Below are 25,193 nucleotides of genomic sequence, written 5' to 3'. Positions count from 1 at the left end.
GTTGGTGGTTCATCGAAACGCTCACATCTTCATGTTCTTCATCGGCGGACTGCCTGGTTTTTGCCGCGCCGGCTCTGCCGCCGGCGCCGTGACCTCGTAGGCGACGGTGCCTTGCGGGAATTTGTACGGACCGGGATCGCGGTAATCGTCGCGCGCGAGGTCCTCGCGGATCTTCATTACCGTGAACATGCCGCCCATCTCGATCGGCCCGAACTGGCCGGTGCCGGTCATCATCGGCAGCGTGTTGTCGGGCGCGGGCATCTCCATGTTGCCCATCGCCATGCCGGTCGAGCCCATGGCCATGCCGTCAGGCGCGAGCTTGCCGACGGCCTTGGCGAGATCCTTGCGCGACACGCCGATGAGGTTGCGCACGTCGTGCCCCATCGCGTTCATGGTGTGGTGCGACTTGTGGCAATGGAACGCCCAGTCGCCGGGATTGTCGGCGAGCACGTCGAACACCCTGACGGCGCCAACCGGCACGTCGGTGGTCGTCTCCGGATATTGTGCGCTTTCCGGAACCCAGCCGCCGTCGGTGCAGGTCACCGCAAAGCTGTGGCCGTGCAGATGGATCGGATGGTTGGTCATGCTGAGATTGCCGATGCGCACGCGCACCTTGTCGCCGAGCCTGACGGGCAGCGGATCGATGCCGGGAAATACCCGCGCATTCCAGGTCCACATGTTGAAGTCGGTCATCTCGTTGACATGCGGCAGATAGGTGCCGGGGTCGACGCGATAGGTGCTCATCACGAACACGAAATCGCGGTCGACGGGCCGGAAGTTTTGATCGCGCGGATGCACGACGACCATGCCCATCATGCCCATCGCCATCTGCACCATCTCGTCGGAATGTGGGTGGTACATGAAGGTCCCGCTCTTCTTCATCTCGAACTCGTAGACGAAGGTCTTGCCCGGATCGATGTGCGGCTGGTTCAGTCCGCCGACGCCGTCCATGCCGCTCGGAATGATCATGCCGTGCCAGTGCACGGTGGTGTATTCGGGCAAGCGGTTGGTGACGAAGATGCGGACCTTGTCGCCCTCGACCGCCTCGATGGTCGGGCCCGGCGACTGGCCGTTATACCCCCACAAATTCACCTTCATGCCCTCGGCGAACTCGCGCACCACGGGTTCGGCGACGAGATGGAATTCCTTCCAGTCGCCGTTCATCCGGAACGGCAGCGACCAGCCGTTCAGCGTGACCACGGGGCGATAGTCGGGGCCGCTGATCGGGTGCAGCGGCGGCTGCATCACCACCTTGTCCATGGTCGGCGCTTCCGGAATCGATGCGGCCTGGACGCGGCCGCTGATGGCCGACGCGCCGGCAAGCGCGGCGCTGCCCAAAAATCCTCGGCGGGAAAACATGCTGGCCTCCATCTCAGTGGCTGCCGCCATCGGCAGGTGCTGCCGCGGCGATGGTGGTTGACGTCTCGCCGCCGGCGGCAGTCGCGCCGCCGCCATTGACGGCGGTCTGCAGGTCGGCCTGGGCGAGGAAGAATCTTTGCCTGGCGTCGATGGCGCCGCGCAGCGACGCGAGGCGTTGCCGCGCTTCGGTGAGCAGTGCAAAGATGTCGACCTGCATGCTGGAGAAGCGCAGCTGCATCTCCTCGGTGATGATCTTGCGCAAGGGGATGATCTCGCGCTGGTAGTGGCTGGCGATGTCGTAGGTGGAGCGATAGGCACGATAAGCATCGCGCGCTTCGGAGCGCACATTCGCGGCCCGCTCGGTCAGGCGGTTGAAGGCGAGATTGTAGGTCTCGGCTGCCTGCCGCACGCGCACCTCGCCGCCGTCGAAGATCGGAATCTGGAACTGCACGTCGAAGCCGCGTTCGCGGAACGGCGGCCCTTCCGGATCCTGGGTGCGGCGGGAGATGCCTGCGAGATCGAGCAGAGTCACGAAGCGCGTCGCCTCGGTGAGGTTCAGGGCCTTTGCCAGCGCGGCCAGCTCCAGCCGTGCGATCTGCAGGTCGATGCGATGGGCGACCGCATCGACTTCGATCGAGGGCAGGGCCTGCGGCCGGCGCGGCAATGGCGGCAACTGGTTGGGCAGACGGAAATCCAGGCCGTCGTCCCACAGCCCCATCAGGCGCGCCAGCCTTTCGCGTGCGCTCGTCGCCGCCTGCCGCGCGGTGGCGAGATCGGCGGTGGTTTCGGCATAAAACACCTGCTCGCGGGCCTGATCGAGCTTGTTGAGCGAGCCGGTCTCGCCGAGCTTGACCGCAAGCTGCGCGGTGGATTCCGCCGTCGCTTTCGCGTCGGTGAGCAGCACCACCATCTCGTTGCCGGCAACGGTGTGGACATAGGCGCGGCGCACGTCGGCGGCGAGCCGCAGGGTCGCCAGCGCAGCGCGCAACTGCGCCCCGCGGAAACGTTCGCGGGCGATGTCGGAGCGGAACGGCAGGGTGGCGAGCGCAAGGATGTCGCCGACGACCTGGCGCTCGATCTCGCTCGCGCCATTGCCCGAGATCCGCGAGATCGAGAACACCGGATTGGGCGGCAGGCTCTGCTCCACCAGATCGGTTTCGGCCAGCGCCAGCTCGTTATAGGCGGCTTGCAGCCCCTTGTTGTTGAGCAGCGCGATCTGCACGGCCGCATCTACACTGAGCGTCCGTGCCAGCAACTGGCGAACGCGCGCGTCGACCGCGGCGGCGCCTTCGGCCGTTCGCACGAAGGCGACGTCCTTGTTGATGGTCTGGCTCGCCAGGTCCGAGACGGCCGTCATCCCGCTGTCCGGCGAAAATGCGGCGCAGCCGGAAAGGCCGAGCGCACTGAGGACGAGCAGGCCTCGCGCAAGAAGATGTGCCATGGCGCGCTCCTACCGGTCTTGCTTCGGTTGCGGCGTGACGGCGTCGTTGCGGTCCCGCCACGGCGCCGGCGTCGCAGGCCGCAGGCTGGTATAGGGCGCAATGGTCGAGCGATAGCCGACGCGCGCCACCTTCGCCGCGGGATCGGCGGGGTCGGCACTGGCGATGTGCGTCGTTGCCGGCATGCAGCCGGACAGCGCCAGCGCGGCGAAGGCCGGCAGCAGCCAATTGAATCGAAAGTGTCGTCCATCCACCGCAGATGCGGCGGCAGACTTCGCCCCGGAAAGCGCAAGCATGTCTTGTTCCTGATCTGGAGACCACAGGTTCGCGCGCGCAAAAGCGTGCGCGGACCAACGTCGTTGCGTCAGATCAGGCGATGGGGGGGCGGTAGTGCTGGGGCGGCGCCGTGCTGTGCAGGCTGGCCACGATCTCGGGCGTGCAGGTCGATGTCGGCTGGACCGGTGTGGCGACGATCGGCAGATCGGCCGGCAGCGCACTCACGCACATCATCGCGCAGCACGGGCCCACGGTTCCCTTGCCGCCATGTTGATGCGGCGCGGGGGCATCCTTCGCGGCGGTCTGGTGATGGGCGTGAGTTCCCGCATGGTCATGCGAGGCATCGCCATGCTGATGGTTCGCCATCTGGTGATGCACCGGCACGGGATCTGCGAGGAGCGCGTCGTCGAGGCATGGTGCGGGACCAGTGCCCAAGGCGAGGCTTGCCGCCGGCGCGAGCACGCAGAACAGATAGGCGAGGGCGATGATCCGCCCCACCTTGATCCGCATCGATCGCGTCAACCGCAACAACATTCCGCCGATATGCTCCTCGCGCGGCAAGGTTGCACACGCTGATTGCAAACTAATGTCAAAACGCGTCTTCGCCAAGCTCCTTCTTACCGCAGTGCACCGCGCATGCCCAATATATCGCCACGTTGCTTGACCGTGTGGCGATCCGCGGGCCATGGTCCGGCCCGTGCACGCACCCATTCATCCAGGACACGCGCCTGATTCGTTCAGCCCTGATTCCCGTCAGGCCTGGATGCGGCTCGTCATTGCGCTGGTGATCGGCTCGATCGGCGCCGTCGGCATGTGGGCGGTCGTGGTCGTGATTCCAGTGGTGCAGGCGGAATTCGGTGCCACGCGCGGCGCGGTGTCGCTGGCCTTCACGCTGATGATGTTCGGTTTCGGGCTGGGCGGCGTGATCGCCGGCAAGATCACCGACCGGTTCGGCATCGTGTCCGCCATGGCGATCAGCATTGCTTTTCTCGCCGTCGCCAATGTGCTTGCGGGCCTGTCAACTCAGCTCTGGCAGTTCGTCGCGGCGTATTTCCTGATCGGCCTCGGCACTTCCGCGACCTTCGCGCCGCTGATGGCGGAAGCCTCGCATTGGTTCGAGCGCTACCGCGGGCTTGCCGTGACCATCGTTGCCAGCGGCAACTACGTCGCCGGCACGATGTGGCCGCCGATCGTGAGCTGGGGCACGCAGACCGCCGGCTGGCGCTACACCCACATCGGCATCGGCATCGTCTGCGCGAGCACGATGGCGCTTCTGGTCCTCGTCCTGCGCGCACAGATGGGCGACGACCAGACCCGCGATCATGCCAATGCTCCGCCGCCGCGGGTGGATCTCAAGCTCTCGACCAACACGCTGACGGTGCTGCTCTCGATCGCCAGCATCTCCTGCTGCGTCGCCATGGCGATGCCGCAGGTCCATATCGTCGCCTATTGCGGCGATCTCGGCTATGGCGTCGCGCGCGGCGCCGAGATGCTGTCGCTGATGATGGCCTGCGGCATCGTCAGCCGCATCGGCTCGGGCTATCTCGCCGACAAGATCGGCGGCATCCGTACGCTGCTGATCGGATCGCTCGCGCAGGGCTTTGCGCTTGTGTTCTATTTGTTCTTCGACAGCCTGGCCTCGCTCTATCTGATCTCGGCGATGTTCGGCCTGTTCCAGGGCGGCATCGTGCCGAGCTACGCCATCATCGTGCGCGAAGCGATGCCGGCGAGCGAGGCGGCGACCCGTGTCGGCATCGTGATCTTCGCCTCCGTGTTCGGAATGTCGTTCGGCGGCTGGGTATCGGGTGTCATCTTCGATGCCACCGGCTCCTACGGCGCGGCCTTCGCCAACGGCGTCGCCTGGAACGCGCTCAATATCGGCATCGTCGTGCTGCTGCTGATCCGCTCGCGGATGGGCTCGGTGAAGACCGGTCCGGGCTTTGCGACCTAAACCGCCTGTCCCGCCTTCAGGAGCGAGCAGCCGGTGATCTTGTAGCTGCCGTCCGCCTGCTGCTCGAGCGTGTAGAGCGCCTCCCAGGCCTCGCCATTGGCATCAATGATATGGACGCGCTGGGCGATCCAGCTGCCCTCACTCTTGCTCTCGCCAAATTCGAAGCTTTTGTGACGATAGACAGGGGCGTAGCCGTTCTGCACCATCGACATGAAGATGTCGGGGGCGGGGAAGATTTCCTTGATCGCCGGTGCGGCATAGGAATAGGCGGCGCTCGCGTCGTCGCGGACGAACGCCTGCTCCTGGGCGCGGATGACGCTTTGGGCCGTCGCGACATCGTCGGCGCGTGCTGAAGGGGCGCTGAAGGCGACACAGAGGGCGACGAACAAGGCGGCAATGCGCATGGCAGGCTCCGCGTTGAAATCCCGGCGGTACCGATCCTAGCACGCCCACGGGAAATACGGGCTCGCTACCGCTTCCGTTTCACCGCCGGTTTTGCAGGCTTGGCCGCGGGGCGCGCCTTTGTCTTGACGGCCGGCTGCACGCGCAGGCCGTCGACGAACACGTCGAGCATCCGCAAGACCGACGACTGCCAGCCGGGCTGGTCGTGCATGTAGCACATGCCGATCAAGGCCCTGAGCAGATCCTCCGGGCTGATATCGGCGCGCATCTGGCCGGCCGCGACCGCGCGATCGAGCAGCGAGCCGATCGCCTTGGTTAGCCGGTCCATCGAGAAGGCGGCGAGTTCGGATGTGCTCTGGAACGTCAGCGCCAGCGCGGCCGACATGCCTTTTTTCGTGGCAACGAATTCGACAGCAGAATTCAGCCAGCGCCTGAGCGCATCGACCGGGTCCTTCGTAGTCTTCAATTGTTCGGCAAGTTCGCTGAGCTGCTCGACCTCGCGCCGGTACACCGCCTCGAACAGATCCTCCCGCGTTGGAAAGTGCCGATAGAGCGTGCCGATGCCGACGCCGGCGCGTTTCGCCACGGCCTCCAGGCTCGCCTCGGGGCCGCCGGCGTTGAACACGGCCTTGGCCGCCTCGAGCACGCGCTCGCGATTGCGCACGGCATCGGCGCGGGGCTTCCGGATCTGGTCGGTGTGGTCGTCCATATCAGGCAATGTAGATCACGAATTGGTTAGATTGAACCCTTGGCTGGCTGCATCGCGTTGTACGCGCACGGGCTTTGACGAATTCCAAATATTTCCGGGTGGCCCTTGTTAAGCGGAGGATGCCTCCGTATTTTCATTGAGATGTCGGCCGGGTTCCGCCTGGCTGGCGCATATCGACGGCGGCCACGGAGGTGGCGCGCTGGCCGATGACTCATGTCCATATCTGATCGGAGCCTTGTATGAACCACTCCATCAGCCTCACCGTGAACGGTGCGCGGCGCGATTTCGTCCTCGACGATCCGCGCGTCACGCTGCTCGATCTCTTGCGTGAGCGCCTCCATCTGACCGGAACCAAGAAGGGATGCGACCGCGGCCAGTGCGGCGCCTGCACCATTCTCGTCGACGGCAAGCGTATCAACTCCTGCCTCGCACTCGCCATCAGCCATGACGGCGCCGACATCCTCACCATCGAGGGCGTTGCGCGCGGCGATCAGCTTCATCCGGTGCAGGCCGCCTTCATCGCCCATGACGGCTTCCAGTGCGGCTTCTGCACGCCCGGTCAGATCATGAGCGCGATCGGCATGATGCAAGAGGCCCAGGCCGGCAACGATCCCGAGCGCATCCGCGAATGCATGAGCGGCAATCTCTGCCGCTGCGGCGCCTACGCCGGCATCGTCGATGCCGTGCTGGAGGCGCAGGCCGGGATGGACGAAACCAACCAGAGGCGTTCCGCATGAAACCGTTCGATTATGTCAGGCCGGCCACGGTCACGGAGGCCGTTGCCGCCGCCGCGCAGCCGGGCGCCGTTTATCTTGCCGCCGGCACCAATCTGCTCGATCTGATGAAAGGCGGCGTGAGCCGGCCGGATCGCTTGGTCGATGTCACGCATCTCGACGGACTCGATGCAATCGAAACGCTCGCCGACGGGTCGTTGCGCATTGGGGCGCTGGTGAGCAATGCCGATCTCGCGCATGATGCGGAGTTCGCGCGGTCGTATCCTGCGGTGGCGGAAGCGCTGCTCTCCGGTGCGTCCGCGCAATTGCGCAACGCCGCGACCGTCGGCGGCAATCTGCTGCAGCGGACTCGCTGCGCGTATTTCTACGATTCCGTCAGCCGCTGCAATAAACGCGAGGCAGGCAGCGGCTGCGATGCCCGCGACGGCGAGAACCGCGGCCATGCCGTGCTCGGCTGGAGCGAGAGCTGCATCGCCACCCATCCGTCCGACTTCTGCGTGCCGCTCGTCGCGCTCGATGCCGTCGTCGAGATCGAGGGCAGGAATGGCCGGCGCGAGATCGAGCTCGACGCGCTGCATCGCCTGCCCGGCAACACGCCCGAGCGTGAATCGGCGCTCGAGCCCGGCGACCTCATCGTCGCGGTACGCCTGCCGCCCGCAGCGCGTGGATTTTCCGCGCATGCGCGTTACCTCAAGGTCCGCGAGCGCACCTCCTATGCCTTCGCCGTCGTCTCGGCTGCGGCCGCGCTGCGCATCGAGAACGGCAGGATCGCGGAGGCGCGGCTTGCGCTGGGTGGCGTCGCCGCAAAGCCGTGGCGTGCCCGCGCCGCGGAGGATGTGCTCAGGGGCGTCGCGCCAACGGCCGACGCCTTCCAGGAAGCGGCCTGGCGCGCGCTCACCGACGCAAAGCCGTCCAGCGACAACGCCTTCAAGATCGAGCTGGCGCGCCGCATCGTCGTGCGCGCGCTGACCCTTGCCGCTGCCGGCACGCCCGCGCGCATCCCCGCGCTGCCGGCCTCTCCCTTTGCCTCGACCTCCGGAGCCATTCATGCCTGAGCTGAATCTCACCAGCGCACCCGCTCATCTGCGCCACGGCTCGAACATCGGCCAGCCGCTGACCCGCCGCGACGGCATCCTCAAGGTCAAGGGACAGGCGACTTACGCCGCCGACAATCACCCGCCCGGCATGCTGTTTGCGGTGATGGCGGTGTCCGGCATCGCACACGGCCGCGTGACCTCGCTCGATGTCGCTGCCGCAAAACGTCATCCCGGCGTGGTCGACGTCATGACGCCGGACCATAAGCCAGCGCTCGCGATCGACCCCGAGATCAAGACCAACCCGTTCGTGTTCCGGATGGAGGTGTTGCAAAGCAACGAGGTCCGCTACGCCAACCAGCCGATCGCCGTCGTGATCGCCGAGACGCTGGAGGCGGCGACGGAAGGTGCGGCGCTGCTGGCGCCGCGTTACGAACCGTTGCCCGCGCTCGTCGGGCTCGATGCCGGCGAAAGCTTCGTGCCGCCGGTCGTCGGTGTCGGCAATCCCACGGAGCTTCACCGCGGCGATGTCGAGGCGGGCCTCGCCTCGGCCGAGAAGCAGATCGACGCGATTTACGAGACGCCGCCGCAATATCACAACGCGATGGAGCCGCATGCGATCGTTGCCTCCTGGGACGGCGACCGACTGCAGATCGACATGCCTACGCAGGGCCTGATGCTGTCGCTGGCGCGCATCGCCGAGCTGTTCGGCATCGCGCACGACAAGATCCACATCCGCAGCCCGTTCCTCGGCGGCGGCTTCGGCTCCAAGGGTTTGATGGCCGGGCCGCCGACCCTCGGCATCATGGCCGCCAAGCTTGTCGGCAGGCCTGTGAAGCTGGTGCTGCGCCGCGAGCAGATGTACGGACCGGTCGGCCATCGCGCGCCGACGCGGCAGCGCTTGCGCATCGGCGCCGACGGCGAAGGACGCCTGACCGCGCTCGATCATCACGCGCGAACGGTCTCGAGCACGTTCGACGATTTCTACGAGCCCGCGGCCGACGCCTCGCACACGCTCTATGCGGCGCCTGCGATCCGCACCTCGCACGATGCCGTGCGCGTCAACACCGGCACGCCGCTGTTCATGCGCGCGCCCGGCGAGGCGACCGGCTCGATCGCGCTCGAGAGCGCGATCGACGAGATGGCCTGGGCCTGCGGCATCGACCCGCTCGCTTTCCGCCTCAAGAACTACGCCGAGGTCGAGCCGATGACGGGACGGCCCTTCTCCTCGAAGGCATTGCGGGCCTGCTACGCGCAGGGCGCGGCGCGGTTCGGCTGGGCAAAGCGTCCGCTGCAGCCGCGGCAGATGCGCGACGATGCCGGCCTGCTGGTCGGCTGGGGCATGGGCACCGCGACCTTCCCCGCCCTGATGTTCCAGGCCGAAGCCCGCGCGGCGATCCGCCGCGATGGCTCTGGCGTGATGGAGATCGGCGCGCACGACATGGGGCAGGGCGCCTGGACGGCGCTGGCCCAGATCGCGGCCGATGCCGTCGGCCTCGATATCGACCGTGTGGAATTCAAGGCCGGCACGTCCGACCTGCCCGATGCCGGCATTGCCGGCGGCTCGGCGCACACGGCAACCGCGGGTGCTGCGATCCACAGCGCCGGCGCGGCCGTGATCGCAAAGCTTGCCGACCTCGCCACCAAAGACGAACGCTCGCCATTGTTCGGCGCCGGCAATGCCGGTGTCATCGCGCGGGACGGCAGGCTGATCCGTCGTGATGACGAGAGCCGCAGCGAGAGCTATGCCGAGATCCTGGCGCGCGCCGGCGTTGCCGAGGTCGAGGCCCGCGGCACCGGCGCGCCAAATCCTGCGGCGATGGAAGAGTATGCGATGCACGCCCATGGCGCGGTGTTCGCCGAGGTGAAGGTCGATCCCGAGCTCGGCCAGGCCCGCGTCACCCGCATGGTCGGCGCCTTCGCCGCGGGGCGGATCGTCAATCCGCACCTGGTGAAGAGCCAGCTGTTCGGCGGCATGATCTGGGGCCTGTCCTTCGCGCTGCACGAGGAGGCCATCACCGATCGCCGCAGCGGCCGCATCATGAATGCCAATCTCGGTGAGTACCACATTCCCGTGAATGCCGACGTGCCGCCGCTCGACGTGATCACGGTCGAGGAGCACGATCCGCATGTCAACGCGCTCGGTATCAAGGGTGTTGGCGAAATCGGCATCACCGGCAGCGCCGGTGCGGTCGCCAACGCGGTCTGGCACGCGACCGGCGTGCGCGTGCGTCGCTTCCCGATCAGGATCGAGGAGTTGCTGACGCAGCCCTGAGAGGGAAGAGGCGGGGCGAGATCATCTCGCTCCGCCGCGTCTCGCTAATGCAGCTTCTTGCGGACCGCCTTGAGCGCCTCGCGCTGCATCTCGATGTAGGCGGCGATGGCCTTGCGCAGCTCGCGCGAATGGAGCTTGTCGGCATCGCGCTGGACTTCGTCGAGCGCGGCTTCTGCATTGGCGAGCGTGATCTTCATCTGCGAGCCCTGTTACGAAGCGGCCCCGGAGTGCCTAGGAGTCCGGGGCCATAACCTCAGCACCTCTAAAGCCAGGCTGCTCGGCTACGGTTCGAATATATAACGGTGTGGGCCGCAGAAATTGAGATGGCTCAAGCTCCGTAAGAAACCGGTAGCTCCGTAAGATCCCGGATGCGCCGATCGCGCGTCAGAACGTCGGCGGTGTGCAGGCCGAGATCACTTCGCACGGCTTGCCGCCGACGCAGCGGAAGCGGTGTGGGCGGCGGCTCTCGAAATAATAGGCATCGCCGGGATTGAGAATGCGGCGCTCGTCCTCGACGGTGACTTCGAGCTTGCCTGATATCACGATGCCGCCTTCCTCGCCGTCATGGACGAGATGAACGCGTCCGGTGTCGCTGCCGGGCTCGTAGCGCTCTTTCAGAATCTGCAGGCTGCGGCCGAACAGATTGTCGCCGACTTGCCGATACGAGATCGGCTTCTTGCCGACCTCCGTCAGCTCCTCCGCGCGGTAGAAGATCTTGCGCCTCGACTCCGGCTCCAGCGCGAAGAACTCGGCAAGCCCCATCGGGATGCCGTCGAGGATGCGCTTGAGCGCGCCGACCGAGGGGTTCATCTGGTTGGATTCGATCAGCGAGATCGTCGAATTGGTGACGCCGGCGCGTTTGGCGAGTTCACGCTGCGACAGCTTGTGGCGCGCCCGGATGAATCGCAGCCGTCCACCGATGTCGACGCTCATAGCCTGGTCCCGTGTTGCAGGTGTTGCGGATCGCGCAAATATGGACCGGCTGCCCCAGTGAAATCAATGGCTTGCAGGTCACCAGAAAAGGACTTGTTGCGCTTTTCAAGCCGTGGCTCTGGTAACCCGTCAGCAAAGGAGCGCGGCCGTGACCCTTCATCAGATTCCGAACACTATCAAGACCGACTCGTTCTGGATGCCGTTCACGGCCAACCGGCAGTTCAAGAAGGCGCCGCGCCTGTTCTCCTCGGCCGAGGGCATGCACTACACCACGGTCGACGGCCGCAAGGTGATCGACGGCTCCGCCGGCCTCTGGTGCGTCAATGCCGGCCACGGCCGCAAGCAGATCGCTGCCGCGGTCGAGCGCCAGCTGATGACGCTGGATTTCGCGCCGACCTTCCAGATGGGCCATCCGCTGGCCTTCGACTTCGCCGAGCGCCTCGCCGAGATCGCGCCGAAGGGCCTCGATCGCGTCTTCTTCACCAACTCCGGCTCCGAGTCGGTCGACACCGCGCTGAAGATCGCGCTCGCCTATCATCGCGCCAACGGCCAGTCGAGCCGCACGCGCCTGATCGGCCGTGAGCGCGGCTATCACGGCGTCGGCTTCGGCGGCACCTCGGTCGGCGGCATGGTCGCCAACCGTCGTGCGTTTGCGACCCTGCTGCCGGGCGTCGACCATATCCGCCACACCCACGATCTCAGCCGCAACGCCTTCGCCAAGGACCAGCCCGAGCATGGCGTCGAGCTCGCCGACGATCTCGAGCGTCTGGTGGCCCTGCACGGCGCCGAGACCATCGCCGCCGTCATCGTCGAGCCGGTGCCGGGCTCGACCGCGGTGCTGCCGCCGCCGAAGGGCTATCTGCAGCGCCTGCGCGAGATCTGCGACAAGCACGGCATCCTGCTGATCTTCGACGAGGTCATCACCGGCTTCGGCCGCCTCGGCACGCCGTTCGCCGCCAACTTCTTCGGCGTCACGCCGGACCTGATGACGACGGCCAAGGGCATTACCAACGGCACCATTCCCTGCGGCGCCGTGTTCGCGAGCCGCAAGGTGCATGATGGCATGATGGTCGGCCCGGAAAACCAGATGGAGCTGTTCCACGGCTACACCTATTCCGCGCATCCGACCGCCTGCGCCGCCGGCATCGCGACGCTCGACATCTACAAGGACGAAGGCCTGCTCACGCGCGGTGCATCGATCGCCGAATACTGGCGCGATGCGCTGCATTCGCTCAAGGGCCTGCCGAACGTCGTCGACATCCGCAATTGCGGCCTGATGGGTGCGGTCGAGCTGGCGCCGCGCGACGGCGTCGTCGGCGCGCGCGGCTATGACGTCATGGTCGACTGCTTCAACACCGGCCTCTATCTGCGCATGAGCGGCGACAGCTTCGCGATGTCGCCTCCGCTCATCGTCGAGAAGAGCCACATCGACCAGATGGTCTCGATCCTCGGCGACGCCATCAAGAAGGTGGCCTGATAATTGCTCTCGCCGTTGCGAGTTGTTTCCTTGCAGCGGCGAGCGTGATGCCGCGGGAGTTTGACGAAGCGTGAAAGTTCTGATCCTCGGCAGCGGTGTCATCGGTGTCACCTCTGCCTACTACCTCGCACGTGCCGGCCATGACGTGACGGTCGTCGACCGTCAGCCGGAGCCGGCACTGGAGACCTCTTTCGCCAATGCCGGCGAGGTGTCGCCCGGCTATTCATCGCCCTGGGCCGGTCCCGGCGTGCCGGTGAAGGCGGTCAAGTGGCTCTTGATGAAGCACGGCCCGCTGGTGATCCGGCCGAAGCTCGATCCCGTCATGTGGGTCTGGCTGCTCAAGATGCTGCGCAACTGCACCAGCGCGCGCTACGCGGTCAACAAGAGCCGGATGATTCCGATCGCGGAATATAGCCGCGATTCCTTGCGCGATTTGCGCCGCGACATCGGCATCCAGTATGACGAGCGCTCGCAGGGTACGCTGCAGCTGTTCCGCCAGCAGTCCCAGCTCGACGGCACCGGCGAAGACATCGCCGTGCTCAAGCAATACGGCGTGCCCTTCGAGGTGCTGAGCCGCGAGGGCTGCATCGCGGTCGAGCCGGCGCTCGCCGGCGTGAAGGAGAAGTTCGTCGGCGGGCTTCGTCTGCCGCAGGACGAGACCGGCGACTGCCACATGTTCACGCAGGCGCTGGCCAAGCATGCCCAGGCGCTCGGCGTGCGCTTCATGTTCAACACCGGCATTGACCGCATCGTCACCGAGGGCGCGCGCGTCAGCGGCGTTGCGACCAGTGCCGGCCTGTTGCAGGCAGATAGTTACGTGCTCGCGCTCGGAAGCTATTCGTCGCAGATGGTCGCGCCGCTCGGCATCTCGCTGCCGGTCTATCCGGTGAAGGGCTATTCGATCACGGTGCCGATCAAGGACGCCTCCGGCGCGCCGGAATCCACCGTGATGGACGAGAGCTACAAGGTCGCGATCACCCGCCTCGGCAATCGCATCCGCGTCGGCGGCACCGCCGAAATTTCCGGCTATTCGAGCAAGCTGTACGATGCGCGCCGCGCCACGCTCGATCATTCCCTGACCGACCTGTTCCCGCGCGGCGGCGATCTTTCCAAGGCGACGTTCTGGAGCGGCCTGCGCCCGATGACGCCGGACGGCCCGCCCGTGATCGGCCCGACCCAATACGCCAACCTCCACCTCAACACCGGCCATGGCACGCTCGGCTGGACCATGTCCTGCGGTTCGGGCCGCGTGCTCGCCGACATGCTGTCGGGCAAGAAGCCGGATGTCGATGTCAGTGCGCTGTCGGTGGAGCGGTACAAGCATCGGTTTGGGTGAGCGGTTTCCCCGCGAGTCCAAATCCATCACCGTCACCCTGAGGTGGCCGCTTCTTCAGCGGCCCTCGAAGGGCGACGGTCCGGCTGCATCGAGGCCGTACATCCTTCGAGGCTCGCCTTGCGATGCGATCGCATCGCAAGCCTCGCACCTCAGGATGACGGGATTGAAAGCGTAGCTGCGGAGCGAAGAGAAGCCTACCCCGCCCCCGTCACGCAATTCACCCACAGCACCACGGCCTTCGCATCATTCGCCGGGTTCGAAAACCGGTGCGGCCTGCGGCTTGCGAACCGAAAGCTGTCGCCGGTCTTCAGCGACCAGGTCTCGCTGTCCACCGTCAGCATCATCTCGCCTTCGAGCACGAGGCCGGCTTCCTCGCCGTCATGGGTGTAGAGCTCATCGCCGGTGGAGCCGCCGGGCTCCAGATGCACCAGGAACAGGTTGAGCCGGTTGTCGGCGCTCGCCGGGCTCAGCAATTGTTTTGAGACGCCAGTGCGCCAGAGCTTCAGCTCGGGTCGCTGCAGGCCGCGCGTCACCACCTGGTCGGAGGCGCCGTCGGCGCTCGGGCTCGCGCCGAACAGCGCGGCGATGCCGACGCCGAGCACGTCGGCAAGGGTTGCCAGCACCCGCAGCGATGGCGACGACAGGCCGCGCTCGATCTGGCTGAGAAAGCCGATCGATAAATCCGTGCGCGCGGCGACCGTCTCCAGCGAGAACTGCCTGACGCGCCTGAGGTCGCGGATGCGGCGACCGACCGCGACGTCCATCGCGGGCTCGGCCGGCCTGGCGACGGCCTTGGCTTTCACCTTCCTGGCCGGCTTTGCGGCGGCCGGTTTGCGCATTCTTTTGCCACCGCTCACGTCAAACCGCTTCCTTCATGTGCATGAAAACCGCTTGCATCACCTGCGAAAGTGTGACCAAATTTTCATATTGGTGAAAATAGGCCGAAACGGCTTGGCCCGCAACGTCTGCGAACAAGACATCCGCGAGCGCCGCCATGGGCCGGACCCAAAGGGGGATGTGATGAAGCGTTTCGTTCAGGCCGCAGTCGCGGCACTCGCGCTGTTTGCCGCCGCGCCCGGCTCGGCGCAGCAGGTGCTGAAGGTCGGCTCGACGCCGACAGGCATTCCCTTCACCTTCCTCGACACCAAGACCAACACCATCCAGGGCATCATGGTCGATCTCGTCACCGAGATCGGCAAGGACGCCGGCCTCAACGTGCAGATCGAGCCCATGGCGTTCTCGGCGCTGATCCCGTCGCTGACCTCGAGCAAGATCGACATCATCGCCGCCGCGATGTTCATCACCGCGCCGCGCAAGGAGGTCGTCGACTTCTCCGATCCGATCTACACCTATGGTGAAGGCCTCGTGGTGCCGAAGAGCGACACCAAGGCCTACACCACGCAGGAAGACCTGAAGGGCGAGACGGTCGGCGCGCAAGTCGGCACCGCCTTCGTCGACGCGCTGAAGAAGACCGGCCTGTTTGCCGACGTGAAAGCCTACGACACCATCCCCGACATCCTGCGCGACGTGAACACCGGCCGCCTCAAGGCCGGCTATGCCGACTATCCGATCCTTGCCTACAATCTGAAGCAGGGCGGCTTCCCCGAGGTGCGTCTCGTCGACGGCTACAAGCCCGTCACCGTCGGCTCGGTCGGTATCGGCGTGCGCAAGGGCGAGACCGCGCTGCTCGGCAAGATCAATGCCTCGCTGGCGAAGCTGAAGGCCAACGGCACGATCGACAAGATCCTCGAGAAGTGGGGACAGAAGGCGCAAGGTTGATTGGACCTGATCGAGCGAAGGCTGCCCGATGAAAGGCTTCTGGCACGACGCCGCCGAGTTCTTCCCGATCCTGATGAACGGCGTCGCACTGACGATCGTCGTCACCATCGGCTCGCTGCTGCTCTCGACGGTACTTGGCCTGATCTGGGCGATGATGCGGGTCTCCGGCATCAAGGCACTGTCGATGCTCAGCGCCAGCCTGATCAACGTGATCCGCGGCATCCCGATCATCGTGCTGTTGTTCTATCTCTACTTCGTGATGCCGGATCTCGGCGTCACGCTGTCGGCGTTGCAGGCCGCCATCCTCGGGCTCGGCATCGCCTACTCGGCCTACCAGGCCGAAAATTTCCGCGCCGGCATCGAGGCGATCGACAAAGGACAGATCGAGGCGGCGCAGTCGATCGGCATGGGCTGGTGGCTCACCATGCGCCGCGTGGTGCTGCCGCAGGCGGTGCGCATCGTGCTGCCGCCCTACGGCAACGTCATGATCATGATGCTGAAGGACTCCTCGCAGGCCTCGACCATCACGGTCGCCGAACTCGCGCTGCAGGGCAAGCTGATCGCGTCCTCGACCTTCAAAAACACCAGCGTGTTCACGCTGGTTGCGCTGATGTATCTCACCATGAGCATTCCTTTGATCCTGCTGGTCCGTCACTTCGAGAAGCGGGCCGGCAAGCGATGATCGAGCTGAGCGACGTCCACAAGAGCTTTGGCCAGAACGAGGTCCTCAAGGGCATCACGGCTTCCGTCGAGAAGGGCGAGGTGGTCTGCATCATCGGGCCATCAGGCTCCGGCAAGTCGACCATCCTGCGCTGCATCAACGGTCTCGAGAGCTACGACCGCGGCGAGATCAGCGTCGAGGGATTGAAGGTCGACCGCGATGCGCCGTCGATCGTGAACATCCGCACCCAGGTGTCGATGGTGTTCCAGCGCTTCAACCTGTTCCCCCACCGCACCGCGCTGGAGAACGTCGTCGAAGGTCCGCTCTTCGTGAAGAAGGAGCCGCGTGCCCAGGTGCTCGAGCGCGGCCGCGCGCTGCTTGCCCAGGTCGGCCTCGCCGAGAAGGCCGACGCCCATCCGCCGCAGCTCTCCGGCGGCCAGCAGCAGCGCGTCGCGATCGCGCGGGCGCTGGCGATGCAGCCCAAGGCCATCCTGTTCGACGAGCCGACCTCGGCGCTCGATCCCGAGCTCGTCGGCGACGTCCTCGGCGTGATGCGCAAGCTCGCCGACGACGGCATGACCATGGTCGTCGTCACCCACGAGATGGGCTTTGCCCGCGACGTCGCCGATCGCGTGCTGTTCATCGACGGCGGCGTCATCGTCGAGCAGGGGCCGGCGAAATCGGTGCTCAATCAACCGCAGCACGCGCGCACGCAGGACTTCTTGCGCCGCGTGCTGCATCCGCTCTGACCGGACTTCGCCATGACGCGCCTGCCTCTGCCGCCCTCGCTCTATGCCGACACCGCCGTCGCGCCGGTCGCAACGCCGCTGCTCGACGTCGACAAGTCGGTTTCCGTCGCGATCATTGGCGGCGGCTATACCGGCCTGTCCACGGCGCTGCATCTGGCCGAGCAGGGCGTCGAGGCGCTGGTGCTGGAGGCGCAGGAGCCGGGCTGGGGCGCATCAGGCAACAACGGCGGTCACACCAATCCTGGCCTGAAGCACGATCCCGATCAGATCGAGGCCGATTTCGGCGCCGAGCTCGGCCGCCGCATGATCGAGTTCTCCTACGGCACGCCGGACTTCACGCACGATCTGATCCGCCGCTACCAGATCCCGTGCGAAGCACGGCAGAACGGCACGCTGCGCGCGGCCTACAATGAGGCCAGCGCCGCCGCGATCGAAAAGACCGCGCAGCAATGCATCCGCCGCGGCATGCCGGTGTCGTACCTGAACCGCGAGCAGCTGCGCGAGATGACCGGCACCGACCGCTACATCGGCGCCATGCTTGATACCCGCGGCGGCGATCTGCATCCCCTCAGCTATGCCCGTGGCCTTGCGCGCGCCGCGATCTCTGCGGGCGCGAAAGTCCATGGCGAGACGCCGGCGCTGTCATTGCGCCGCGAGGGTACGCGCTGGCGCATCGAGACGCCGCGTGCGGTCGTGCATGCGGACAAAGTGCTGCTTGCGACCAACGGCTTCACCGACGATCTCTGGCCGGCGCTCCGCCGCACCATCGTGCCGGTGTTTTCCTCGATCGCCGCCACCGCGCCGCTCTCCGACGCGGTCGCCCGCTCCATCATGCCGACGCGCCCCGTGCTCTACGAGAGTGGCCACATCACCGTCTATTATCGCATCGACCAGCAGAACCGCCTTCTGATGGGCGGCCGCGGCCCGATGCGCTGGATCAGCTCGCCGCACGACGTCGCCTATCTTATGCGTTATGCGGAGCGGCTGTGGCCCCAGCTCAAGGGCGTCGCCTGGACCCATGGCTGGAACAGTCGGCTCGCCATCACCAAAGATCATTATCCGCATGTGCACGAGCCCGCGGAGAGCATGCTGATCTCGCTCGGTTGCAACGGCCGCGGCGTCGCGCTCTCGACGGCGATGGGCGCGCAGCTCGCGCGCCGCCTGATCGGCGGCACCAGGGCCGAGCTCGACATGCCTGTCACGGGCATCAAGCCGATCCCGATGCACGCGTTCTGGCCGGTCGGCGTGACGACCGCCGTGATTGCGGGCCGCGTGCGAGACCGGCTCGGCATATGAAGAAGGCGCCGCCTTGTTAGGGGCGGCGCCGCGTTAAAGTTGCTGCTCGCGTCAGCAGCGGCCCTGCTTCCACAGGCCGGGCGGGCAGCCCATGCCACGCCAGCCGACCTTGCGCCCATGGTACCATCCGGGTGGCGTGCCATGGTGATGATGGCCCATCCCATGGCCATGGCCATGACCGTGTCCGTGACCGTGTCCACCCTTTGCAAGTGTAGGGTTGGCAAACGCAAATCCGGCTGCAACGATCAGCGACGCTGCGAGCGCAAGTTTCTTCATCGTGTCCTCCAGTGGGGCGAGCGCACTTGTCCGTTCAATGAACCGACGGCGTGCAGCTAAGTTCCTTGCAAATGTGGAGGAGTCGTGACGCTCGCAGAGATGCGCAATCGTGCATCGGCGCAACGCGTGCTAGCACATTCGTGCTTGCAACATGCACGCGGCTCGCCGTTGGCACGCTCTCTCGTCAAACGGACTTTAGGCTTCCGCCACCGCGTCGGCCCAGGGCTGGAAGATCTCGACCGCGCCGGAATTGATCTCGCCCTCGCGCATCACCACGCTCGGGCAGGCGAATTTTTGCGGCAAAGCCTGCACGCGGCTCTCTTCATAGTCGAAGCGCGCGGCGAGCGTATTGCGCACCTCAGCCGGCAGGCGAGAATCGCCGATCACCACCGCGCCTTCGCTGGCGTCGATGCGCGGCTGGTGGATGGCGGCATCCAGGTCCATGCCGAAATCCATCGCGAAGGACACGATCTGCATGACCGACGGGAGGATGCGGCGCCCGCCGGAGGCGCCGACCGCGAGGCGTTTGCCATCCTTGGTCTCGGCGATGACGGGCGTGTAGTTGGTGAGGCAGCGTTTGCCGGGCGCGAGCGAGTTGGTGCTGCCCGGCGTCGGGTCGAACCACATGATGCCGTTGTTCATGGCGATGCCGGTGTGCGGCGTCACATATTTCGAGCCGAAGGACGAGAGCAGCGTCTGCGTCACGGCGGCCACGTTGCCGTCTCGGTCGACGACGGAGAAATGCGTGGTGCAGGCGGGTGCGAGATATTCGGCGCCGAGCGATCGCTTGCCGTCGGCATCGCCCATGTCCTTGAGACGCTCGCGATAGGCCGACTGCAGGGCGAGCGCATATTCGCTGTAGGCGGCCGCATCGGGCTCGCTTGCCGGCTTCAGATTTTGCTGCAGCAGGTGCAGCGCATGCGCCATGGTCGGTCCGGCCGTAAGCTCCGGCGTCGCAAAGACCTTGCCGCCGCGATAGGGGATCGCCAGCGGTTCGCGCAGATGGCTGCGGAACGCGGCGAGATCCTCCACCGACAGCGAGCCGCCATCGGCCTTGATGTCGGAGGCGATGCTCCTGGCGAGGTCGCCCTGATAAAAGTCGCGCGGGCCGGCCTCGGCGAGGTGCGACAGCGTCGCCTTCAGATTGTCCAACGGCAGCCGCGTCTCGGACTTGATGCCCCAGGGCGCGCTCGGCGGCAGGCCGTCCTTCAGGTATGTCGCCGCACTTGCGGGATAGCGCCTGAGATCGGCCGCCGAGTTCGCGATCGTCAGCGTGGTCCACCAATCGACCAGCATGCCTTCGCCGGCGAGTGCGACTGATGGTGCGACCAGGTCCTTCCAGGGCAGCTTCGCGTAACGGCGGTGCGCCTCCTCCATGCCGGCGACGACACCGGGCACCGCGACCGCGCCGGGGCCGTGGATGTTGCGGTCGTCCTTCACCCTCGGCCATGGAAACAGATCGGAGGCCGCGCCCTGGCCGCTGAGCGGATAATCGGCGGCGCGCAGGCTCTGCGGCGCACACATGCCGTAGTCGATCACCTCGGTGCGATTTTCCCTGGCGCGGTAGAGCACCATCGCGCCGCCGCCGCCGATGCCGCTATTCCAGGGCTCCAGCACGTTCAGCGCCATGGTGGTTGCCACGATCGCGTCCACGCAGTCGCCGCCCGCCGCCAGCACCTCGGAGCCCACTTCGGCCGCCCGCCGCGACTGCGCGGCGACGATGCCGCCCTTGGACTTGACGGCGGGTTTGCGGACGGTCTGGGCGAGGCTGAACTGGTGAGGCATGGTGTCGTCTTGATCTGTGTCTTGTTGTCTATGTCTTGGCTTCGTTGCGTCGACGTCGAGGCTTCGCATTGGCGGAGCGCGCGGACAATGGCACATTGCCGCCAACGAGAACATCCAAAGGGAGACGCGACATGGCAGGTGTGAAACAGGCGCGGGATGGCGCGGTCGGGATTCTGACCCTCGACGAGCCCGCGAGCCTGAACGCGATGACGCCGGACCTGCTCGGCGCGCTCGCTGCCGCGGTCGCCGAGACGACTGGGGACGAGGAGGTCCGCGCGCTGGTCCTGACCGGTGCGGGGCGTGGATTTTGCTCAGGACAGAATTTGAAAGCAGCCGGAGCGCTGGGCGAGGATCTCGCGGCCGGCGTCATGCGCTTCTACTGGCCGGCCTTCAAGGCGCTGCGCGAATGCCGCGTGCCCGTCGTCGTTGCCGTCAACGGGGTGGCGGCTGGCGGCGGCTTCAGCCTTGCGATGGCCGGCGACATCATCGTCGCGGCGCGCTCGGCGAGCTTCATCCAGGTGTTCAGTCGCATCGCGCTGGTGCCCGACCTCGGCTCGACCTGGCTGCTGCCGCGCCTGGTCGGCCGGCAGCGGGCGCTCGAGCTGATGCTGCTCAACGAGCCGCTGACGGCGGAACGCGCCCAGGAGATCGGCCTGGTGCGGCAGGTCGTCGACGATGCGCAGCTGATGGGGGAGGCGCTGGTGCTGGCGCGCCGCCTGGCGGAGGGCCCGACGCGCGCTTTGGTCGCAACCCGCACCCTGGTCGAGGAGAGCGAGCACGCGACCTATGAAGCGCAGTTCCACCGCGAGATCGAGCTGCAGGCCACGATCCGCAAGAGCGCGGACGCCATCGAAGGCCGCAATGCCTTCGTCGAGAAGCGCAAGGCGAAGTTTACGGGGAGGTGAAGGGCGCTGCCGTCCCCCAAACGCATCATGGCCGGGCCTTCGCCTCGCCGAAGCGGCTTCGGCCGCGCAGGCGGGACTAGCCCGGCCATGATGAGGAAGCGGAAATCAGCTTGAAAGCGCGGGAGCCGCGGAGCTCAGAGCGAGCGGTCGAGCCGGCTGGTCTGATATTTGGCGCGCCATTTCGGACCGGGCCCGCGCATGTAGTGAAGCTCGGGCCGGTAGGGGTTGCCGGCGATTCTCACCAGCGTCTGCCATTTGCTGGCGACGAAGCTCAGGGGCTGGCGGAGCAGGCTCAGTGAAGCGAATATCATGGCATCGACCTCAGTGCGGCTTGCCGAGCATGGCGGTGAAGGGGAGATCGAAGATCTCCTCGCCGTCGTCATCGCTGACGTGGATCACCCAGTCGCGCCAGTCTTCGGCACCGGGCGTCTGGATCATCGAGTGCATGATCTGGGCGGCGCGGTCGCGCGCCTCGGTCAGATTGGCGACGGCGGCGCCGTAGCGGTCGATCAGCGTGCCCTCGGTGTTGGAGCAGTGAAAATAGACCTGGACCATAAGCGCCTCCTGTAGAAAGCGGGACGGCAAACCGATACCACCCCAAGCATTCGCGAAACATTCGGGTCGAGCCCGGTAAGGGAATTTACGGAGATTGGTCGGCACCAAAGTCGTTACAGGTTTAATCACAGGCGAGTGATCACTGGACGGCGCCCGGGCGCCATGGAACAACGTCCGCGGGAAGTCGGGGGCACCGTGAACCAGTTCACATTCGGGAGCGGACGGCGAAATCTGCGCCTGCTGGCGGCAGTCCTGGCTGCCGCGCTGCTCGGTCTCTCGCCGGCTTCGTCCGAGCCGGTCAGGAAAAGCGGCTACGCGATCGGCTCGGACGTTTGCGGCAGCGGCGACCTCGCCTTTCCCAGGATCCAGATCGACATGAAGGCGGGATTTTGCGCCGGCCTCGTCGCCAGCGAAGAGGACCGCCTCAAATTCCCGCGTTCGATCATCCAGGTGCCCGGCCGCGACCTGTTCGTGGTGGCCGACATGGGCGGCTGGGGCCATACCGACGGGCGGCTGCTGCTGCTCGATCCGCATGCGCCCCAGGGCCAGCGGTTCAAGGAGCTGCTGACGGGGCTCGAATACCCGTTCGGTCTCGTGCTCGGCCCGGACAAAAAGCTCTATGCTTCGACCGCGGAGGCGATCTTCCGGTTCGATCCGCTCGCCGACAATCCGCGCAGCACGGTAGAGACCATCATTCGTCGCATGCCGGGGCGCCGGATCACGTTGCCTGACGGCACGAAGCTCGACGAGAGCGCGCACCCGCTCAAGCAGTTCGTCTTCGACAAGTCCGGACGCCTGTTCGTCAATATCGGCTCGCACAGCGACGACTGCATCACGCCGGCGCCGATCACGAAGCCCTGCGCCGCGGCCGAAGGCGGCGCCGCGATGGCTTCGATCTGGCTGTTCACGCCGCCCGCGGGCGGCGTGTTCCCGGCATTGAAGCCTGGCGATCCCGATCCGCCGCACACCGTCTATGCGCGCGGCTTGCGCAACTCGATGGCGCTGGCGCTGCACCCGAATTTTCCGGATGCCGGCTACGCCTTCCTGCAAGGCGAGAACGCCCGCGACCTGCCCGACATCTTCAAGCCGAATGAGGAGATCAACGCGGTCGAGCAGGGCAAGCACTATGGCTGGCCCTATTGCTACGACCTGTCGACGCCGAGTCCCGAATTCAGGCTCGTGCTGCAGTCAGGGACCTACAAATCGCTCTGCTCGGCCAATGCGCTCTACAAGCCACCGCTCACGCTGATGCCGCCGCATGGCGCGCCGCTCGCGATGCTCTACTATCACGGCGCCAAATTCCCCGAGCTGGAAGGCAAGCTGCTGGTCGGCCTGCACGGCTATCGTCCGACCGGCAGCCGCGTTCTCGTCTACGACGTCGACGATCACGGCTTTCCCAGGCCGAGCGCTCCGCCGGTGCGATATCACGTCAGTTGCGCGGCCGATCCCACGCGCAGCTTCCAGACCGATGCCGGCGAGGTCGCCGCCGCGCCGTTCGACGAGCTGATCACAGGCTGGCACCGCGTCAACGGCGCGCGGCCGCAAGGCGCTCCCGTCGGCATGACGGTCGCGGAGGATGGCGCGATCTGGCTGGTCGAGGACAAGAACCAGACCGTGATCCGGATCGATCGCGCCACCGGCGAGCTACCTCAGCCGCTGCCCTGCGATACGCGCAGCCAGGCGATGATCGACCAGCTCGCGGCCTTCGTCGCCAGGGATGCACAGAACAGCGTTCGCCTCACCACGTTGCGCAAGGGCCTCGTCGAGAAGCATTGCGTCGGTTGCCATTCGGATTTCGGCCTGAACGCGGGGCAATCGGATGCGGAGAAGGACAGGACGGTGCTCCGCTTCATGCTGTCCCAGGACGGCTGGATCTATCCTGGCGATCCCGACGCCGGCAGGCTGCGCACGCGCCTGCGCGGTCTCGGAGCCGAGAAGCTGATGCCGCCGGGCGGCGAGAGCCTGCCCAAGTCCGAGCCCGGTTACACGCGCCTGCTCGATACCGCGGACCTGCTCGTCGCCAAAATGGTTCCGGGCATGCGGATGCGGATCAAGCCCGGCCCGCCGCAGCGGAAGTTTTTCAGCAAAACCAACAAGGAATGCGGCGAAATACCGGCCGGAAAGGTCGTCGTCGTGACACAAAGGAGCGCTGTAGACAGACCCGGCTTCAGCCGATTCTTCCGGCCGGCCGATCCCTATCTGAATGGCGAGTGCACCGACGACGATGGCTATTACATCCGGCAGGACTTTCTGGTGCCTGTGCAGTAGCATCCTGCTTGTCGCGACGCCGCCGGCCGCTGCCGAAACAAAACTGTTCGACAGCGTGCAGGTGACGCCCGCCAGCGAATACACCTTCGGCATCGAAGGGCCCGCCGCCGATCTCGACGGCAATCTGTTCGTCGTCAATTTCGGCAAGCCCGGCACCATCGGCAAATTGCCTGCAGGCGGCGCCGCTTCGGAGCTGTTCGCGACCCTCCCCGAAGGCAGCGTCGGCAACGCGATCCGTTTCGATCGCAGCGGCACCATGTTCATCGCCGACTACAAGAAGCACAACATCTTCGCGATCGCGAAAGGCGCAACCGGGCCCGCCGTCTGGTTTCACTCCGACGAGATGAACCAGCCCAACGACATCACAATCGCACGCGACGGCACGATCTATGCGAGCGATCCGAACTGGAAGGGGCGCGAAGGCCACATCTGGCGCATTGCGAAAGCCGCGGACGGATCGGTGCAGGGGCAGGTGATGTCGGCGCCGCGCGCGATGGGTACCACCAACGGCATCGATCTCAGTCCTGACGGCAAGACGCTCTATGTCGGCGAATCCAGCAGCGGCCAGATCTGGTCCTATGCGATCAACGGCAACGAGCTCACCGCGGCAAAACTGGTCAAGGCATTTCAGCCCGACACCATCGACGGCCTGCGCACGGACGTTGCCGGCCGCCTCTACGTCGCGCGCATTCTCAAGGGCACCATCGCGCTGATGAAGCCGACCGGCGCGGTCGAGCGCGAGATCCCGCTGAAGGCCAAGGAGCCGACCAACCTGGCCTTCGGCGGCAGCGACGGCAAGACCGTCTTCGTCACCCAGCGCCAGGGCGGCTTCATCGAGGCCTTCCGCACCGACCAGCAAGGCCGCGAGCACTGCCTCCAGCGCGGGCGCTGCTGAGCACTTCAAAGGCGGTCTGCTTCCTGTGCAGGGCAGTGCGGCAGAGGCGGCATTCTTCTTGCTTGCATCTGGCCGCCGCAGGCATCAAGACATCTGTGG

Annotated in this window: 26 protein-coding genes; 13 read left to right on the top strand and 13 right to left on the bottom strand. The window is 66.0% G+C overall.

The annotated features are described in order from the left end of the window. Positions 1–21 precede the first annotated feature (21 nt). From JQ603_RS34690 to JQ603_RS34675, 4 genes are all read right to left on the bottom strand, one after another. Positions 22–1,359, bottom strand: coding sequence for a copper oxidase (locus JQ603_RS34690; RefSeq protein WP_212347027.1), 1,338 nt, complete (start codon positions 1,357–1,359; stop codon positions 22–24). A 13-nt stretch (positions 1,360–1,372) separates the two neighbouring features. After that, positions 1,373–2,800: a TolC family protein gene (locus JQ603_RS34685; RefSeq protein ID WP_212347024.1), complete on the bottom strand. Its 1,428-nt coding sequence runs from the start codon at positions 2,798–2,800 to the stop codon at positions 1,373–1,375. 9 nt (positions 2,801–2,809) lie between these two features. Further along, on the bottom strand, positions 2,810–3,094 hold the full coding sequence (locus JQ603_RS34680) for a hypothetical protein (RefSeq protein WP_212347021.1): 285 nt from the start codon (positions 3,092–3,094) through the stop codon (positions 2,810–2,812). Between the two features lie 73 nt (positions 3,095–3,167). Beyond that, positions 3,168–3,683, bottom strand: coding sequence for a hypothetical protein (locus JQ603_RS34675; protein WP_245004042.1), 516 nt, complete (start codon positions 3,681–3,683; stop codon positions 3,168–3,170). 76 nt (positions 3,684–3,759) lie between these two features. On the opposite strand from JQ603_RS34675, the gene JQ603_RS34670 reads away from it, so the two are divergent. Then, positions 3,760–5,025, top strand: coding sequence for an MFS transporter (locus tag JQ603_RS34670; RefSeq protein ID WP_212347018.1), 1,266 nt, complete (start codon positions 3,760–3,762; stop codon positions 5,023–5,025). Here the strand turns inward: JQ603_RS34670 and JQ603_RS34665 are convergent. Further along, positions 5,022–5,429, bottom strand: coding sequence for a DUF4864 domain-containing protein (locus JQ603_RS34665; protein ID WP_212347014.1), 408 nt, complete (start codon positions 5,427–5,429; stop codon positions 5,022–5,024). The genes JQ603_RS34670 and JQ603_RS34665 overlap by 4 nt on opposite strands. Positions 5,430–5,494: 65 nt before the next feature. Beyond that, positions 5,495–6,136, bottom strand: a complete 642-nt coding sequence (locus JQ603_RS34660; protein WP_212347102.1) for a TetR/AcrR family transcriptional regulator — start codon at positions 6,134–6,136, stop codon at positions 5,495–5,497. Between the two features lie 239 nt (positions 6,137–6,375). Between JQ603_RS34660 and JQ603_RS34655 the strand changes: the two genes are divergently transcribed. Genes JQ603_RS34655 through JQ603_RS34645 form a run of 3 tightly spaced genes read left to right on the top strand, consistent with a single transcriptional unit; the run spans position 6,376 to position 10,179 of the window. Next, positions 6,376–6,873 (top strand): (2Fe-2S)-binding protein, encoded by a 498-nt coding sequence (locus JQ603_RS34655; protein WP_027562563.1) that lies wholly within the window; start codon positions 6,376–6,378, stop codon positions 6,871–6,873. Then, the gene (locus tag JQ603_RS34650; RefSeq protein WP_212347011.1) at positions 6,870–7,925 is read left to right on the top strand and encodes an FAD binding domain-containing protein; all 1,056 of its coding nucleotides are present in this window, start codon (positions 6,870–6,872) and stop codon (positions 7,923–7,925) included. The genes JQ603_RS34655 and JQ603_RS34650 overlap by 4 nt, the downstream gene beginning before the upstream one ends. Beyond that, positions 7,918–10,179: a xanthine dehydrogenase family protein molybdopterin-binding subunit gene (locus JQ603_RS34645; RefSeq protein WP_212347008.1), complete on the top strand. Its 2,262-nt coding sequence runs from the start codon at positions 7,918–7,920 to the stop codon at positions 10,177–10,179. The genes JQ603_RS34650 and JQ603_RS34645 overlap by 8 nt, the downstream gene beginning before the upstream one ends. Before the next feature lie 44 nt (positions 10,180–10,223). Here the strand turns inward: JQ603_RS34645 and JQ603_RS34640 are convergent, their stop codons facing one another. Beyond that, complete coding sequence (locus JQ603_RS34640) at positions 10,224–10,376, bottom strand: hypothetical protein (RefSeq protein ID WP_212347005.1); 153 nt, start codon at positions 10,374–10,376, stop codon at positions 10,224–10,226. 187 nt (positions 10,377–10,563) lie between these two features. Beyond that, positions 10,564–11,112, bottom strand: a complete 549-nt coding sequence (locus JQ603_RS34635; RefSeq protein ID WP_018646206.1) for a cupin domain-containing protein — start codon at positions 11,110–11,112, stop codon at positions 10,564–10,566. 148 nt (positions 11,113–11,260) lie between these two features. Between JQ603_RS34635 and JQ603_RS34630 the strand changes: the two genes are divergently transcribed. Next, positions 11,261–12,589, top strand: coding sequence for an aspartate aminotransferase family protein (locus JQ603_RS34630; RefSeq protein ID WP_212347002.1), 1,329 nt, complete (start codon positions 11,261–11,263; stop codon positions 12,587–12,589). 70 nt (positions 12,590–12,659) lie between these two features. Further along, positions 12,660–13,925 (top strand): D-amino acid dehydrogenase, encoded by a 1,266-nt coding sequence (locus JQ603_RS34625; RefSeq protein WP_212346999.1) that lies wholly within the window; start codon positions 12,660–12,662, stop codon positions 13,923–13,925. Positions 13,926–14,119: 194 nt separating this feature from the next. On the opposite strand, the gene JQ603_RS34620 is transcribed toward JQ603_RS34625, so the two are convergent. Further along, positions 14,120–14,764 carry a helix-turn-helix domain-containing protein gene (locus JQ603_RS34620; RefSeq protein WP_212346996.1) on the bottom strand — a complete coding sequence of 215 codons (645 nt, stop codon included), beginning with the start codon at positions 14,762–14,764 and terminating at the stop codon, positions 14,120–14,122. Positions 14,765–14,945: 181 nt separating this feature from the next. Between JQ603_RS34620 and JQ603_RS34615 the strand changes: the two genes are divergently transcribed. From JQ603_RS34615 to JQ603_RS34600, 4 genes are read left to right on the top strand one after another with little or no spacing between them, the layout of a single operon-like run. Continuing rightward, positions 14,946–15,704, top strand: coding sequence for an ABC transporter substrate-binding protein (locus tag JQ603_RS34615; protein ID WP_212346994.1), 759 nt, complete (start codon positions 14,946–14,948; stop codon positions 15,702–15,704). A 28-nt stretch (positions 15,705–15,732) separates the two neighbouring features. Further along, positions 15,733–16,386, top strand: coding sequence for an amino acid ABC transporter permease (locus JQ603_RS34610; protein WP_135165066.1), 654 nt, complete (start codon positions 15,733–15,735; stop codon positions 16,384–16,386). Continuing rightward, positions 16,383–17,114 carry an amino acid ABC transporter ATP-binding protein gene (locus tag JQ603_RS34605; RefSeq protein WP_212346991.1) on the top strand — a complete coding sequence of 244 codons (732 nt, stop codon included), beginning with the start codon at positions 16,383–16,385 and terminating at the stop codon, positions 17,112–17,114. Before JQ603_RS34610 ends, JQ603_RS34605 begins: the two co-directional genes overlap by 4 nt. A gap of 12 nt (positions 17,115–17,126) precedes the next feature. Continuing rightward, positions 17,127–18,410 (top strand): NAD(P)/FAD-dependent oxidoreductase, encoded by a 1,284-nt coding sequence (locus JQ603_RS34600; protein ID WP_212346988.1) that lies wholly within the window; start codon positions 17,127–17,129, stop codon positions 18,408–18,410. A 51-nt stretch (positions 18,411–18,461) separates the two neighbouring features. Here the strand turns inward: JQ603_RS34600 and JQ603_RS34595 are convergent, their stop codons facing one another. After that, a complete protein-coding gene (locus JQ603_RS34595) occupies positions 18,462–18,686 on the bottom strand; it encodes a hypothetical protein (RefSeq protein WP_212346986.1) in 225 nt (74 codons plus the stop codon). Between the two features lie 195 nt (positions 18,687–18,881). Then, complete coding sequence (locus tag JQ603_RS34590) at positions 18,882–20,471, bottom strand: gamma-glutamyltransferase family protein (RefSeq protein ID WP_212346984.1); 1,590 nt, start codon at positions 20,469–20,471, stop codon at positions 18,882–18,884. A gap of 131 nt (positions 20,472–20,602) precedes the next feature. Here JQ603_RS34590 and JQ603_RS34585 point away from each other — a divergent pair, with 131 nt between their 5' ends. Continuing rightward, positions 20,603–21,376 carry an enoyl-CoA hydratase-related protein gene (locus JQ603_RS34585; protein WP_212346982.1) on the top strand — a complete coding sequence of 258 codons (774 nt, stop codon included), beginning with the start codon at positions 20,603–20,605 and terminating at the stop codon, positions 21,374–21,376. 134 nt (positions 21,377–21,510) lie between these two features. Here the strand turns inward: JQ603_RS34585 and JQ603_RS34580 are convergent, their stop codons facing one another. Both JQ603_RS34580 and JQ603_RS34575 read right to left on the bottom strand, forming a co-directional pair. Then, positions 21,511–21,687 carry a hypothetical protein gene (locus JQ603_RS34580; RefSeq protein WP_212346980.1) on the bottom strand — a complete coding sequence of 59 codons (177 nt, stop codon included), beginning with the start codon at positions 21,685–21,687 and terminating at the stop codon, positions 21,511–21,513. Positions 21,688–21,697: 10 nt separating this feature from the next. Then, entirely contained in the window at positions 21,698–21,931 is a 234-nt protein-coding gene (locus JQ603_RS34575; protein ID WP_211406604.1) for a DUF6894 family protein, read from the bottom strand. A 195-nt stretch (positions 21,932–22,126) separates the two neighbouring features. On the opposite strand from JQ603_RS34575, the gene JQ603_RS34570 reads away from it, so the two are divergent. Further along, entirely contained in the window at positions 22,127–24,199 is a 2,073-nt protein-coding gene (locus JQ603_RS34570) for a PQQ-dependent sugar dehydrogenase (RefSeq protein WP_212346978.1), read from the top strand. After that, the gene (locus JQ603_RS34565; RefSeq protein ID WP_212346976.1) at positions 24,156–25,094 is read left to right on the top strand and encodes an SMP-30/gluconolactonase/LRE family protein; all 939 of its coding nucleotides are present in this window, start codon (positions 24,156–24,158) and stop codon (positions 25,092–25,094) included. The genes JQ603_RS34570 and JQ603_RS34565 overlap by 44 nt, the downstream gene beginning before the upstream one ends. The last annotated feature ends 99 nt before the right edge of the window (positions 25,095–25,193 follow it).

The sequence above is a fragment of the Bradyrhizobium liaoningense genome (assembly GCF_018130825.1).
Lineage (GTDB): Bacteria > Pseudomonadota > Alphaproteobacteria > Rhizobiales > Xanthobacteraceae > Bradyrhizobium > Bradyrhizobium liaoningense_B.
This window is presented reverse-complemented; position numbering and strand designations above follow the sequence as displayed.

Bases quoted from the DNA above. Each gene is read 5' to 3' on its own strand.
- JQ603_RS34690 (WP_212347027.1), bottom strand. From the start codon at position 1,359: ATGTTTTCCCGCCGAGGATTTTTGGGCAGCGCCGCGCTTGCCGGCGCG.
- JQ603_RS34685 (WP_212347024.1), bottom strand. From the start codon at position 2,800: ATGGCACATCTTCTTGCGCGAGGCCTGCTCGTCCTCAGTGCGCTCGGC.
- JQ603_RS34680 (WP_212347021.1), bottom strand. From the start codon at position 3,094: ATGCTTGCGCTTTCCGGGGCGAAGTCTGCCGCCGCATCTGCGGTGGAT.
- JQ603_RS34670 (WP_212347018.1), top strand. From the start codon at position 3,760: ATGGTCCGGCCCGTGCACGCACCCATTCATCCAGGACACGCGCCTGAT.
- JQ603_RS34665 (WP_212347014.1), bottom strand. From the start codon at position 5,429: ATGCGCATTGCCGCCTTGTTCGTCGCCCTCTGTGTCGCCTTCAGCGCC.
- JQ603_RS34660 (WP_212347102.1), bottom strand. From the start codon at position 6,136: ATGGACGACCACACCGACCAGATCCGGAAGCCCCGCGCCGATGCCGTG.
- JQ603_RS34655 (WP_027562563.1), top strand. From the start codon at position 6,376: ATGAACCACTCCATCAGCCTCACCGTGAACGGTGCGCGGCGCGATTTC.
- JQ603_RS34650 (WP_212347011.1), top strand. From the start codon at position 6,870: ATGAAACCGTTCGATTATGTCAGGCCGGCCACGGTCACGGAGGCCGTT.
- JQ603_RS34645 (WP_212347008.1), top strand. From the start codon at position 7,918: ATGCCTGAGCTGAATCTCACCAGCGCACCCGCTCATCTGCGCCACGGC.
- JQ603_RS34640 (WP_212347005.1), bottom strand. From the start codon at position 10,376: ATGAAGATCACGCTCGCCAATGCAGAAGCCGCGCTCGACGAAGTCCAG.
- JQ603_RS34635 (WP_018646206.1), bottom strand. From the start codon at position 11,112: ATGAGCGTCGACATCGGTGGACGGCTGCGATTCATCCGGGCGCGCCAC.
- JQ603_RS34620 (WP_212346996.1), bottom strand. From the start codon at position 14,764: ATGCGCAAACCGGCCGCCGCAAAGCCGGCCAGGAAGGTGAAAGCCAAG.
- JQ603_RS34615 (WP_212346994.1), top strand. From the start codon at position 14,946: ATGAAGCGTTTCGTTCAGGCCGCAGTCGCGGCACTCGCGCTGTTTGCC.
- JQ603_RS34610 (WP_135165066.1), top strand. From the start codon at position 15,733: ATGAAAGGCTTCTGGCACGACGCCGCCGAGTTCTTCCCGATCCTGATG.
- JQ603_RS34605 (WP_212346991.1), top strand. From the start codon at position 16,383: ATGATCGAGCTGAGCGACGTCCACAAGAGCTTTGGCCAGAACGAGGTC.
- JQ603_RS34600 (WP_212346988.1), top strand. From the start codon at position 17,127: ATGACGCGCCTGCCTCTGCCGCCCTCGCTCTATGCCGACACCGCCGTC.
- JQ603_RS34595 (WP_212346986.1), bottom strand. From the start codon at position 18,686: ATGAAGAAACTTGCGCTCGCAGCGTCGCTGATCGTTGCAGCCGGATTT.
- JQ603_RS34590 (WP_212346984.1), bottom strand. From the start codon at position 20,471: ATGCCTCACCAGTTCAGCCTCGCCCAGACCGTCCGCAAACCCGCCGTC.
- JQ603_RS34585 (WP_212346982.1), top strand. From the start codon at position 20,603: ATGGCAGGTGTGAAACAGGCGCGGGATGGCGCGGTCGGGATTCTGACC.
- JQ603_RS34580 (WP_212346980.1), bottom strand. From the start codon at position 21,687: ATGATATTCGCTTCACTGAGCCTGCTCCGCCAGCCCCTGAGCTTCGTC.
- JQ603_RS34575 (WP_211406604.1), bottom strand. From the start codon at position 21,931: ATGGTCCAGGTCTATTTTCACTGCTCCAACACCGAGGGCACGCTGATC.
- JQ603_RS34565 (WP_212346976.1), top strand. From the start codon at position 24,156: ATGGCTATTACATCCGGCAGGACTTTCTGGTGCCTGTGCAGTAGCATC.